Source organism: Micrococcus lylae (genome assembly GCF_900163825.1).
GTDB classification, from domain to species: Bacteria; Actinomycetota; Actinomycetes; order Actinomycetales; family Micrococcaceae; genus Micrococcus; species Micrococcus lylae.
In genome coordinates this window covers 97,917-110,217 of record NZ_FUKP01000063.1, presented here as the reverse complement: position 1 = coordinate 110,217, position 12,301 = coordinate 97,917, and the positions used below count along the sequence as shown (strand labels likewise).

General features: G+C 72.3%; 11 protein-coding genes. 7 read left to right on the top strand and 4 right to left on the bottom strand.

Features of this window, described 5'->3' with window-relative positions:
• Nucleotides 1-85 precede the first annotated feature (85 nt).
• Nucleotides 86-1,405: a sugar ABC transporter substrate-binding protein gene (locus FM125_RS09450; RefSeq protein WP_067190491.1), complete on the bottom strand. Its 1,320-nt coding sequence runs from the start codon at nucleotides 1,403-1,405 to the stop codon at nucleotides 86-88.
• Nucleotides 1,406-1,725: 320 nt separating this feature from the next.
• Between FM125_RS09450 and FM125_RS09445 the strand changes: the two genes are divergently transcribed.
• Nucleotides 1,726-2,835, top strand: coding sequence for a LacI family DNA-binding transcriptional regulator (locus FM125_RS09445; RefSeq protein WP_245232151.1), 1,110 nt, complete (start codon nucleotides 1,726-1,728; stop codon nucleotides 2,833-2,835).
• 81 nt (nucleotides 2,836-2,916) lie between these two features.
• Nucleotides 2,917-3,993, top strand: a complete 1,077-nt coding sequence (locus FM125_RS09440) for an ABC transporter ATP-binding protein (protein ID WP_087134419.1) — start codon at nucleotides 2,917-2,919, stop codon at nucleotides 3,991-3,993.
• A gap of 138 nt (nucleotides 3,994-4,131) precedes the next feature.
• Here the strand turns inward: FM125_RS09440 and FM125_RS09435 are convergent, their stop codons facing one another.
• Nucleotides 4,132-4,920, bottom strand: a complete 789-nt coding sequence (locus FM125_RS09435; RefSeq protein ID WP_087134418.1) for a DsbA family protein — start codon at nucleotides 4,918-4,920, stop codon at nucleotides 4,132-4,134.
• 272 nt (nucleotides 4,921-5,192) lie between these two features.
• Here FM125_RS09435 and FM125_RS09430 point away from each other — a divergent pair, with 272 nt between their 5' ends.
• From FM125_RS09430 to FM125_RS09420, 3 genes are read left to right on the top strand one after another with little or no spacing between them, the layout of a single operon-like run.
• The gene (locus FM125_RS09430) at nucleotides 5,193-5,486 is read left to right on the top strand and encodes a hypothetical protein (protein WP_180525476.1); all 294 of its coding nucleotides are present in this window, start codon (nucleotides 5,193-5,195) and stop codon (nucleotides 5,484-5,486) included.
• A complete protein-coding gene (locus FM125_RS09425; protein WP_087134417.1) occupies nucleotides 5,483-6,508 on the top strand; it encodes a Clp protease N-terminal domain-containing protein in 1,026 nt (341 codons plus the stop codon). Before FM125_RS09430 ends, FM125_RS09425 begins: the two co-directional genes overlap by 4 nt.
• A gap of 58 nt (nucleotides 6,509-6,566) precedes the next feature.
• Nucleotides 6,567-7,610 (top strand): DMT family transporter, encoded by a 1,044-nt coding sequence (locus FM125_RS09420; protein WP_087134416.1) that lies wholly within the window; start codon nucleotides 6,567-6,569, stop codon nucleotides 7,608-7,610.
• 100 nt (nucleotides 7,611-7,710) lie between these two features.
• Here FM125_RS09420 and FM125_RS09415 read toward each other — a convergent pair whose 3' ends face one another.
• The gene (locus FM125_RS09415; RefSeq protein WP_087134415.1) at nucleotides 7,711-8,319 is read right to left on the bottom strand and encodes a TetR/AcrR family transcriptional regulator; all 609 of its coding nucleotides are present in this window, start codon (nucleotides 8,317-8,319) and stop codon (nucleotides 7,711-7,713) included.
• Between the two features lie 95 nt (nucleotides 8,320-8,414).
• Between FM125_RS09415 and FM125_RS09410 the strand changes: the two genes are divergently transcribed.
• Both FM125_RS09410 and FM125_RS09405 read left to right on the top strand, forming a co-directional pair.
• Complete coding sequence (locus FM125_RS09410) at nucleotides 8,415-9,188, top strand: ATP-binding cassette domain-containing protein (RefSeq protein WP_087134414.1); 774 nt, start codon at nucleotides 8,415-8,417, stop codon at nucleotides 9,186-9,188.
• On the top strand, nucleotides 9,188-11,647 hold the full coding sequence (locus tag FM125_RS09405) for a YhgE/Pip family protein (protein WP_087134413.1): 2,460 nt from the start codon (nucleotides 9,188-9,190) through the stop codon (nucleotides 11,645-11,647). The genes FM125_RS09410 and FM125_RS09405 overlap by 1 nt, the downstream gene beginning before the upstream one ends.
• 19 nt (nucleotides 11,648-11,666) lie before the next feature.
• On the opposite strand, the gene FM125_RS09400 is transcribed toward FM125_RS09405, so the two are convergent.
• Nucleotides 11,667-12,290 carry a hypothetical protein gene (locus FM125_RS09400; RefSeq protein WP_087134412.1) on the bottom strand — a complete coding sequence of 208 codons (624 nt, stop codon included), beginning with the start codon at nucleotides 12,288-12,290 and terminating at the stop codon, nucleotides 11,667-11,669.
• Between the last annotated feature and the right edge of the window lie 11 nt (nucleotides 12,291-12,301).

The following is a 12,301-nucleotide window of genomic DNA, read 5'->3' as shown; positions in this document are numbered from 1 at the left end:
GTCCCCGCTGTGCCGCGGGGCTGCGTCGGTGGCACCGTGCGCCGCCCGGACGGATCCGGACGGCGCACGGTGCGGACGGCTCAGATCACTTCTTGATCTTGCCCTCGATGTTGGACACCATCTTCTTCCAGTCGGCGGCCGGGTCGGCCTCGCCCTTGATGACGCGCATCTCGGTGCCGCCCCAGAACTCCCAGACCGCGCCCATCTCCGGGTCGGCCGGCATGGGGACGCCGTTCTTGCCGATCTCGCCGAAGGCCTTCACGACTTCGTCCTTCGCCGCCTTGTCGAAGGAGGCGGTGAGGGCCGGGGCGCGCTTGCCCTCGGTGTAGAGGGCGTCCTGGGCCTGCTCGGAGGACAGGTAGTTGATGACGAACTCGTTGGCGGCGAGCTTGTTCTTCGACTCGGAGGAGACGAAGAAGGCGTTGACGCCGATGAACGGCTGCGCGTCCTGGTCGCCCATGGCCGGGATCGGCTCCACGGCGAAGTCGATGCCCGCCTTCTCGGCGTCCTCGACGTTCCACGGGCCGGTCAGGAAGTAGGCGGCCTGGCCCTTGAAGAACTGCTCCTTGGCGATGTCGCCGGTCATGTTCGGGTTGAAGGCGCCGGTGCCCTTCGGGCCGTGCTCGGCGAGCTTCTTGGCGAAGGCCTCGCCCTTCTCGCCGCCCATGGCGACCTGGGAGGCGTCGTAGGAGCCGTCCTCCTTCTGCTCGAACACCGGAGCGCCCATGGAGGTCTGGAACGGGTACAGGTGGTACGGGTCGCCGGCCACCGGGTCCAGGCCCACGACGAAGCCGTACTTGGCCTTGCCGGAGTCCACGACCTCCTGGCCCTTCTTGACCATGTCGTCGAACTTCTCCGGGGTGGAGTCCACGAGCTCGGTGTTGCGCAGCAGGGCGATGTTCTCGACGGAGTAGGGCACGCCCCAGGTCTTGCCGTCGTAGGTCACCGCGGCCACGGCGGCCTCGGAGAAGTCGCCGGACTTGTCGCCGAGCTCGAGCGGCTCCACGACGCCGTTCTGAACGAGGGCGCCGATCCAGTCGTGGGCGCCGACGATCACGTCCGGGCCCTTGCCGGTGGGGGCCTGGGTGATGAAGTCGTCGCGCATGGAGGAGTTGTCCTTCACGACGAGCTTGACGGTGATGCCCTTCTCCTCCTTGAACTTCTTCGCCACGGCCTCGAGCGGCTTCTGGCGGTTCTGGTCCACCCACATGGTGATGGTGGTGGCGCCGCCCTTGGTCAGGTCCTCGGAGGAGGACGAGCCGCCGGCCGAGCCGGTGGCGGAGGACGACGAACCGGAGTTCGAGCCGGAGCCGCCGCAGGCGGTGAGGGCGAACGCGGCGATCGCGCCCGACATGGAGAGGGTGAATGCGCGACGGGAGACGTCGCGGGAGCTGTTCGCGGCCATGGCCTGCCTTTCGGGGTTCAGGGGGACCTCGTGGGGGGGTGCTGCCCGGGTGGGCGGCCATGGGGCCGCTGCGCCGTTGCAGCCGTGGTCCGCCGGGTCCGCGTCAGGCCTGCTGCACAGTGCGGGTGCGGTCGGACGAGGACCTCGGCGTCACTGAGTGTAAACGCTTCCACTGAGATATTCCACACATTCGCTGGAATCGGCATGAACGCGGGCCTCTCCGTGGGTGATGCGGTATGTCGGGCACTGAAACGGCCGGTGGAACCGCTTTCATAATCTCATGCGGTGCGCCTAGGATGTCGCTCGTCCCCATCACGCCGATGAGCAGCGGCGCCCGCTGCAGAACAGAGACCACCATGGCCGGCATCAAGGACGTCGCGCGCATGGCCGGCGTCTCCACTGCGACCGCCTCGCGCGCCCTCAGCGGCTCCGGGCCGGTCGCCGACTCCACGCGCGTCAAGGTCCTGGCCGCCGCCGAGTCCCTCGGGTACGTCGCCCACGCCTCCGCCGCGTCGCTGGCTTCCGGCCGCACCCGCAGCATCGGGCTCGTGGTCCCCACCGTGGACCGCTGGTTCTTCTCCGCCGCCCTCGAGGGCGCCGCCCAGGAGCTCATGGCCCACGGCCTGGACCTCACCCTCTACGACGCCGGCCTGTCCGCCGAGCGCCGCTCCACGATCTTCACGGACCTGCTCCGCCGCGGCCGCCTGGACGGGCTGGTGACCATCTCCTTCAAGCTCAGCCCCTTCGAGCTCGCCGGCATGGAGCGCATGGGCCGGCCCGTGGTGGCTCTCGGCGGCCGCGTGGAGTCCCGCGCCCAGCTGCCCGAGTGGTTCACCGCCCTCCAGGTGGACCACTTCCGGGCAGCCACCCTGGCCACCGAGCACCTCACCGCCCTCGGCCACCGGGACGTCGCCTACCTCGGCCGCGTGCCCGAGGACGTCGAGTTCCAGGTCTCCACCGAGCGCACCCGCGGCTTCCTGCAGGCCATGGCCGCGGTCGGCGTGCAGGTCCCGGACGAGTGGATGGTGGAGGCCGACTTCACCACCGGCGGCGCCTTCCACACCGTCCGCGAGCTCCTCTCCCGGCCAGGCCCGCGCCCCACCGCCATCCTCTGCATCTCGGACGAGATGGCGATCGGCGCCTACACCGCCGCGCTCTCCCTCGGCCTCTCCGTGCCCGGCGACGTCTCCGTCATGGGCATCGACGGCCACCCCGACGGCGCCCGCCTGGGCATCTCCACCGTCGACCAGTCTCCGCGAGAGCAGGGCCGCCGCGCGGTCCGGCTCATCGTCGAGGCCCGCAAGGGCAACCCCGCACCCCGGCAGATCCTGCAGCACCTCGCCGTCCGACCCCGGGCGAGCACAGCGGCACCGCCGGGCGTCCCGAGGACGGACGTGCCGTCGTCGGGAAGGATCTCCGCCGCCGGCTGACGCCGACGCGCACAGCGGAACCACCCCCCTCTTTCACTACGGATCGTCGGGCACGTGCCTGCCCGTGAAAGGACACCCACCATGGCCTCCGTGACGTTCAAGTCCGCCACCTGCCAGTACCCCAACGCCCCGCGCCCCTCCGTGGACGGGCTCGACCTCGAGATCGCCGACGGCGAGTTCCTCGTGCTCGTCGGCCCCTCCGGCTGCGGCAAGTCCACCTCCCTGCGCATGCTCGCCGGCCTCGAGCCGCTCACCAAGGGCCGCGTGTTCATCGGCGACCGCGACGTCACCGACGTGGAGCCCAAGGATCGCGACATCGCGATGGTGTTCCAGAACTACGCGCTCTACCCGCACATGACCGTGGCGGACAACATGGGCTTTGCCCTCAAGATCGCCGGCGTCCCCGCCGCCGAGCGTCGCCAGCGCGTGGAGGAGGCCGCCAAGCTCCTCGACCTCGAGCAGTTCCTCGACCGCAAGCCCAAGGCCCTCTCCGGCGGCCAGCGCCAGCGCGTGGCCATGGGCCGCGCGATCGTCCGCAACCCGCAGGTCTTCCTCATGGACGAGCCGCTGTCCAACCTGGACGCCAAGCTCCGCGTGCAGACCCGCGCCCAGATCGCCCAGCTCACCCGCCGCCTCGGCACCACCACCGTGTACGTCACCCACGACCAGACCGAGGCCATGACCATGGGCGACCGCGTGGCCGTGCTCAAGGACGGCCTGCTGCAGCAGGTGGACACCCCGCGCAACCTCTACGAGAAGCCGAGGAACGTGTTCGTCGCCGGGTTCATCGGCTCCCCGGCCATGAACATCTTCCGCGTGAAGACCTCCGCCGACGGCCTGCACGTGGGCAACACCGTGCTGCCCGTGGAGCGCGACGTGCTGGCGAAGGCGGGCGAGAGCCTGGACCTCGGCGTGCGCCCCGAGAACCTCGAGATCACCGACGGCGCGGGCCTCGAGGTCGAGGTGGACACCGTGGAGGAGCTCGGCGCCGACGCCTACGTCTACGGCCACACGGACATCGACGGCGAGGAGCGCATCATCACCCTGCGCACCGTCGGCTACACCGCCCCGGAGAAGGGCGCCCGCATCCGCGTGGCCCCGCAGATGGAGCGCGTGCACCTGTTCCACGCCGAGACGGGCGATCGCCTCAACGGCTGACACGCCGGCGGCGGTGCGCAGGCGCCGCATGCCGACGCAGGGCGAGGGCGGGCGTCCCGAGGATCCATGGGGATCGTCGGGGCGCCCGCCCTCCTGTGTGGTGGGGGGTGGTGTTCGCCGGGTTCCGGGCCGCAGGCCTCAGATGGTCGAGCCGGTGGGGTCTGAGGTGGTCCCCTCGCGGGGCGCGTCCTCACCGGCGCCGTCGCCGTCGGCCGAGTCCTCGGACTCCTGCCCGGCCAGGGCCCGCTGGATGCCGCGCTCGAACACCTCCGCCGGCTGGTCGCCGAGCATCGGCTTGCGGTCCAGCATGAAGGCGGGAGTGGAGGAGGCGCCGAGGGCGTAGCCGAGCTGCTGGTTCTGGGCGATGGCCTCCTTCGCGTCCGCGGAGTCCATGTCCGCGGAGAACCGCTCGGTGTCCAGGCCGAGCTCGTCGGCGAGGTCCACGAGTGCCTCCTCGCTGAGCTGATCGGCAGAGCGCGGGTGGCCGTCCGCGAACAGGGCGTGGTGGTAGTCCAGGAAGCGGTCCTGCCGGCCTGCGGCCCAGGCGGCGCGAGCGGCGCGGGCGGAGTCCTTCCCGAAGATGTTGAGGTCACGCCACTCGATGCGCAGGGTGCCGTCCTCCACGTGCTTCTGCAGCGCCGTCATGGTGTCCGTGGACCACGAGGCGCAGTGGCCGCACTGGTAGTCGCCGAACGCCACGAGCACCACGGGGGCGTCCACGCGGCCCAGGGCGAGCGGGTCCTTCGGGTCCCGGCGCTCGATGAAGTTCGGGGAGGTGTCCTCCGTGGCGCCGGCGGCGGCCCGCACCGAGCCCGGGTTGCCCTGCAGGTCCGAGGTCACCGAGTGGAGGCCGAGTCCGATCCCGACGGCGGCGAGCAGTGCGGCGGCGGTGCCGGCCAGGGCGCGGTGTGACAGGGAGACGGGCATCGGTGGACCCTTTCGGATGGACGGTGAAGGACGGGTCCAGTCTTCCACTCGCCCGGTGGTGGCGGCGGACGTGTCAGCCCACCCCCGAGTGCCGAACCAGAGACTTCGGCCCCTTCAGGGGTGCGCGAAGGGGCCGATTCTTCTGGTTCGGCGCGGGGGGCGCATGGCTCGGCGCAAGGGGGAGGGACGTGCGAGGGCGGTCCGTGCAGGGAGGCAGGGCCATCGAGCAACCGAGGTTGACAACTCGCCCGCACGTCAACCATAGTTGACGCATGCCCACCTCAGGACACCCCGACCCCACACCGGCGGACCCCGTCAGCCGGACGGACCTGGCCGCCGTGGCCGCCGATGTGGCCGACCCGCAGCGGGGACTGCGGGCAGTGGCCGCCCTGCGCCGCCTCGCAGACGAGCTCGAACTCAAGCAGGTCGAGGCGGCGCTCGCCGCCGGCCTCGGCTGGCCCGAGATCGCCGCCGCGCTCGGGGTCACCCGCCAGGCAGCCCACAAGAAGTTCAGCCGCCGCGTCAGCACCGAGCTGCGCCGACCCCGAAGGACGGAGACCCGATGACCCGTGTGACCGACGCCGTCAGCACCCTGACCGAACACCTCGCCGCGAAGCCCGCCGCGATCGCCCGCACCCTTGCGGCCGCGCAGGACATCGCCGGCTCCGCCCACCTCGAGGCCGACGCCGCCGGCCGGGGCGCCGTCTCCCTGGACGACCTGCTCGTGGCCTTCGCGCAGATCGGCGGGCCCGTGGGGCAGGCGCTCGCCGCCCAGGGGCTGACCGCCGAGTCCCTGCGTGCCGGCATCCGCGACCGCGACGCTGCGGACCTGTCTGCCTTGGGCATCACCCTGCCGCCGGCCGGTGAACCGGTGGCCGTCCCCGGCCGCCTGGACCCGAAGCGCTCCTTCCGGCTGGACGCGGAGACCGCACGCTTCCTGGAGAAGGCCGCCGGCACCCCGGCCGGGATGTTCGCCGACCTCATGGACCACCCCTCACGCCGCCCGGCCGCCGCGCTGCGCGCTGCCGGGGCGGACCTGCACGCCCTGCGTGCCGCGCTCCCGCCGGTCGGCGAGGACCAGGCCGAGGACAACTTTCCGGCCGCCCCGATCCCGGGCCTGCTCGACGGCCTGGAGGAGACCACCCGCGGAGCCGAGCGCTGGGTGCCGCTGTCCCCGGAGCGGGTGCGGGACGTCGTCGTGGCAGAGGAGTCCATGAAGCCGCTGCTGATGCCGGGGATGGACGATGTCCTCGTGGCGCCGGGGCTGCTCAGCGTCACGCGCAAGGGGCGTGAACACGAGTACCGCCGCGTCCGCGACGCACAGGTCGGTGAGGCCCGGGAGGTCGCCTGGCAGATGTTCTGGCCCGGCGGCGCCAAGCCCGACCAGGGGGACACGGACGAGCGCGGCTCCTACCTGCACGTGCTGATCACCCCGGCCGACGGGGGCACCCTGCTCACCCTGACCCGCGGCGTGCGCGGCATCGGGCGTATGGGCCGGATCGCCGGCGCGGCCGCCACGGTCTTCTCCGGCAGCGCGAACCGCAGCCTGTTGCGCGGGATCGTGGAGCAGGCCCGCGCCCGGGACTGACCTGCGGCCGGAGGACGCCGCCTGACAGCTCGTGGCGGAGGGTCCTACCCTGTGACCCATGACCCGCCCGACCCCCGCCGCGCGACTGGCGCTGTTCTTCGCGACGGCGGTCGTGGCCGGGGGGACGATGCCCGTGCAGGGGCGGCTCAACGCGCAGTTCGCGGCGGAGTCGGGGGAGCCGGTGTTGGCCTCCTTCGCCTCCTTCACCGCAGGCTTCCTGGTGATCCTGGCCGTCACCGTCCTCACCGGACGCGGCCGGCGCGCTCTGGCCCGGGTGCCTGCGGCGCTGCGGTCCGGGCAGGTGCGCCCCTGGCACTTCGTGGCCGGGACGGCAGGCGCCTGCGTGGTTCTGGCACAGTCCGGGTCCATCGGGACCATCGGCGTCGCCGTGTTCACGGTCGCCCTGGTCACCGGCCAGCTGATCGGCGGGATCCTCGTGGACCGGCTGGGGTGGAGCCCTGCCGGCGTCCGGCCGCTCACCGCCCGCCGGGTGCTGGGGGCGGCGCTGGCCGTGGCCGCCGTTGTGCTGGTGGTCTGGCCCCGGCTGGGGGAGGCCGGCAGGCTCGGCCCCGGCTGGCTCCTGCTCGCTGCGATCCCCCTGCTGATCGGCCTCGCCACCAGCGGGCAGCAGGTCCTCAACGCCCGGCAGGCCGCCGCCTACGGATCCGTGCTGCCGGCCACACTGATCAACTTCCTGGTCGGCGCGGGCGTGATCGGCCTGGTGCTCGTTGTGCAGGCGGCGGCCGCAGGCGTCCACGGCGGGTTGGTCCCCCAGTGGTGGCTCTACCTCGGCGGGCCGCTGGGGTGCGTGTTCATCGGCTTGAGTGCGATCCTCGTGCCCCGGGTCGGTGTCTTCACCGCCACCCTCGGGCTGGTCTCCGGCAATCTGCTCGGCTCTGTGGTGGTGGACGCCCTCGCTCCGACCGGCGGGGCGCAGATCACCGTCCTCACCGTGGTCGGCACGTGCGGTGCCGTGGCCGCCGCCGCGCTCGCCGGACCCGGGAGGACCCGCGCGCCGCAGGCGGGTCCGCTGCAGCAGCGTCCGACGGGACGAGACCGTCCCGCCGTTGCTGCCGGACCGGACGGCGGCCCTGGCAGGTGAGCGCATGCCGGCCGTCGGCACGCTGAACCCTTGCGCCGGGGGCGCGGGTTCCCGACGACGGCCGCGCACCATGCGGCGGCCGACTCTCCGTCCGCCTCGCTCAGGGGAGCAGGAAGTCCACGGCTGCCGCCAGGGCGTGCCGCACGTCCTCCGGCTGCAGACTGTCCGGCGCGAGACGGCGCTCCACCGTCAGGGTGTGCATGAGCATCAGCAGCAGGCCCGCCGAGTGCGTGATCTGGGCGGCGGGGACGTTCTCGAGGGCGCGGTGCCTGCGGATCAGGTCGGCGAGGAAGTCACGGCGCCGGGTGGTCAGGTCCCGGTAGGCGGCGCCCACGGTGGGTTCCCGCAGACCCGCCGCCTGGAACTCGTGGAGGAGCGAGGCCCAGGCTCCGGAGGTCGTCAGCACGATGTCCGTCAGGGCGTCCGCCATGCGCTCCACCAGCGCGTCACGAGGCATGCCGGGGTCGTCCAGGGCGTCGGCCATTCCCGCCATGGCCTTCACCGTGACATTCTCGAACTGGGATGCACAGGCCGAGGCGAACAGGTCCGGCTTCCCTGTGAAGCTGGAGTACACGGCCCCCTTGGTGTACCCGGCCTGCGCGGCGATGCGGGCGAGGGAGGACCGGGCGTAGCCGTCCTGCTCGAACGACCGTGCAGCCTGCTCCAGGATGGCCGCGCGGACGTCTTCACGGCGGGGTCGGGTGGCCATGCTAGCCTTTCGATTCCGATGGTATTGAATACCGTTGGTACTGAATGCCGATGGTATTGAATCTGCCTCGACCTGGCAAAGAGGATCCCGTCCCCATGCACACTGACACCGAGACAGCCGCCGGCTCCCCGCCCTCCGACTCCTCTCGAGACGATCTGCCCCTGTCCACCCTGGTGGCCCAGGAGCTGACCCTGCGCACCGTCCGGGGGCCCGTCTTCGGCCCGGTGGACCTGGTGCTGCCGCCGCAGACCCATCTGGCCGTGCTCGGCTCACAGGGCACCGGCCGCTCGGCCCTGCTGCTGGCCCTGACCGGCCGACTCGACGGCGTGAGCGGGGACCTCGTCCTCACCGGAGGTCCCGTGGACGTCGCGCTGGACAGCGCGGAGCGTCCCGCCGCACGGGCCTACCGGCCGGAGATCGACGCGTCCCGGCATCCCCACGCGCTGCGCGCCCTCACCGCCGTCGCCCGTGTCACGGACCTGGTGGAGCTCGAGCCGGCACTCACCGTGCGCGAGGCGGTGGACGAGCGCTGCCTGCTGGACGGCGTCCGGCGTCGGGCAGGCAGGGAGCGTTTCGCCCTCCTCGCCGAGGCCGTCGGGCTGGGAGTGGACTCCGACGCAGAGGTGGGGGAGCTCTCTGCGCTGACCCGGGCGCTGATCGCCGCGCTGCTGGCCTGTCTGCGCCCGTCCCGGCTCGTCACCTTCGACGACGTGGACGCGTCCCTGACCGTGGACGAGCTGACCCACCTCTACTCCGCCATGGACATCCTCAAGGACCACGGGCACTCGTTCGCCGTGAGTGCCGTGGGCTCCGCGCCCACCCCGCGCGACGCCGTGATCCTCACCCTGCACTCTTTCCGGGAGAACTGATGCTGTTCCGCTACGAACTCCGTCGATTCCGCCGCGGCCTGCCGCTGCTCGCCCTGATCTTCGTCGTCCTCGTGCCCGCGCTCTACGGCGCCCTCTACCTGTCCGCGAACTGGGACCCCTACGGGAAGCTGGACCGTCTTCCGGTGGCCATCGTGAACGAGGACAAGCCGGTCAAGCACGAGGACACCACCCTCACCACCGGCGCGGACATGACCGAGAAGCTGGTGGAGGACAACGACTTCGACTGGCATGAGACCACCCGTGAGGAGGCCGAGGAGGGCCTGCGCGACGGGCGCTACTACCTCATCCTCGAGATCCCCTCCGACCTCAGCAGCAACCTCATCAGCCCCGACGGGGGCGGGACGCCGCAGCAGGCCGAGATCACCCTGCGCCGTGACGATGCGAACGGCTTCGTGATCGGCTCCGTCACCGCGTCGAGTGAGGCGAAGGTGGAGGCGGCGGTGAACCGGTCCGCGATCGAGGCGTACTTCGAAGCCGTGTTCGACAACCTGAACGAGCTGCGCGGCGGCATGTCCGAGGCCGCCGACGGTGCCGGGGAGCTGAAGGAGGGCACCACCTCGGCACGGCAGGGTGCCGCCCAGCTCGACGAAGGCCTCGCCGACGCCAAGGACGGCTCGTCCCAGCTGGCCTCGGGCGCCGGAGAGCTGGCCTCGGGCGCCGGGGAGCTCGCCGACGGTGCCGACCAGGCCTCCGCCGGCGCGGTCCAGCTCTCGGACGGAGTCTCCCAGGCCCAGGACGGTGCCACGCAGCTGAGCTCCGGTCTGGGCGAGGCCCGGGAAGGCTCCCAGAAGCTGGCCTCCGGTGCCGGTGAGCTCGCCGAGAAGGCCCCCACCCTGCGGTCGGGAGCCCAGGACCTGTCTGACGGCCTGGGCCAGCTGCAGACCGGTTCGGCCGAGCTCGCCGACGGCGCCTCCCAGGTGGCCGACGGCACCCAGAAGCTCCATGACACCGTGGTGCCCCGCCTGAACACCGTGATCGAGCGCCAGGAGGCCGTGGCCGCCGATGTCGCGGCCGTGGACGAGGGCGTGCAGCGCGTGGGCGCGGCCTCCGGGAAGGGCGAGGAGGGCGCGTCGGCGCGCATCGCCGAGGCCCAGGCCGCCCTGGCCGAGCTCGGCGAGGAGGACCCCGACCTCGCGGAGTCGGAGCAGTACGCCGCGCTGCAGAAGGCGCTCGTGGGCGCAGACGAGCGCGTCACCGAGGTCAATGACCGGGTGCAGGAGGTCGCGGGCCTGTCCGCGGCCGCCGACGAGCGTGTGCAGACCCTCGTCGGCGAGAATGCGGCCGCGCAGGCCAAGAAGGACCTCACGGACCTCAACAACGGCGCCCACGCCGTGGCCGACGGCGCACAGACCCTGCAGGGCGGCATCGGAGAGGCCAAGACCGGCGCCGACACCCTGGCGGACGGGGCCGGACGGTTCGCGGACGGCCTCGAGCAGCTCGGCGCGGGTGCCACCGAGCTCGACCAGGGCCTGGGGGCCCTCCAGGACGGTGCCGGGTCGCTGCAGAGTGGGCTCGGCGAGCTCAAGGGCGGTGCGGACGAACTCGTCGAGGGCAACGCCTCGTTGGCCGACGGCGCCCATCAGCTGGAGGACGGCGCCACGCAGCTGCAGTCCGGAGCCACGGAGCTGGACAGCGGCATCGGCGAGCTCAAGGACGGCTCCTCGTCACTGCGTTCGGGGCTGAACGAGCTCGAGGACGGTGCCGGTCAGCTCGCCACAGAGCTCAAGGACGGCGTCGAGCAGATCCCTGCGCTGACCGAGGCCGAGCGGGACGAAGCGTCGCTCGTGATGTCCCGTCCGGTCAAGGCGAACATGGATGTGGAGCACTCCGCCGAGGTGTACGGCCGCGGCATGGCGCCGATGTTCTTCTCCATCGCCCTGTGGGTGTTCGGCATCGCCGCCTTCAACATCATGCGTCCGGTGAGCGCCCGGCTGCTGGCCGGACGCCGGAACCCGCTGGCCCTGACGCTCGCGGCGTGGCTGCCGGTGGGCCTGGTGGCGATGGTCGGCAGCCTGGTGATGCTGGGCGCCACGATGCCCCTGGGCCTGGAGCCGGTGCATCCCGTGCGGGCGGTGGCGCTCACGCTCCTGGTGGCCGCGACGTTCTCCCTCATCGCGCATCTGATCCAGAACGCGCTGGGCACGCCCGGTTCCGCTGTGCTGCTGGTCCTGCTGATCCTGCAGCTGGCCTCCACCGGCGGAACCTATCCGTCGGCGGTGCTGCCGGGCTTCTTCCAGGCGCTGCACCCGTTCATGCCCATGACCTACTCGATCGAGGCGTTCCGGGTCGCGATCTCCGGCGGATCCGAGCAGCACTTCTGGACGGCGTGGACCGTGCTGCTGGTGATCGGGGCCGCCGCCCTGGCCCTGGACATGCTGGTGGTCCACCGGCGCCGCAGGTTCCGCATGAAGGACCTGCACCCGGCGCTCCAGCACTGACGCCAGGGCGGCCGGGCCCTCAGCCCGGGTCCCCGGTGGGCGCCGCCAGCGTCAGCCACCGCTCGTCCACCAGGAACCCGAGCCGCTCGGAGGCGCGCCGGATCGCGGCGTTCTCGGCTGCCCCTCCGGTGCGGAAGACGGTCACGGCAGGCGAGGGGCCCTCGTCGGGGGACGCGGGGAAGGCGAGGGCGAGCATCGAGGCGGCCTTGAGGGCCGTGCCGAGCCCGTGCCCGCGCAGGTCCGCACGGACCACGGTGAAGTCGACCTCCGCCACCGGCCCCTCGAGGTCCACGTAGGTCATGGCCGTCAGCGCCCCGTCCGCGGCGAAGAGACCGAACGCGCGGCGGACATCGGTCGGCCGGGCCGACTCGGCGGTCATGGGGGCATGCGCGGTGGCCGGCCCGCCCGGATAGTCACCGGCGGTGGCGGCGTCCAGGGCCAGGGCCGCGGGCACGTCGTCCGAGGTCAGCTGCCGGAACGCGCCCAACTCCTTCACGACGGCGGCCGCCTCCTCCCAGCGTCGCCGCGCCTCGTCCGTGGCCTCCGCCCGGGCGGCCCAGGACTCCTGCGCCACCGTCCAGCCCTCGGCGGTCAGGGCGGCGACGTCGGGATGGTCGGCAGGCAGGATCCGCGGAGAGGTCATGGCTCGAGCGT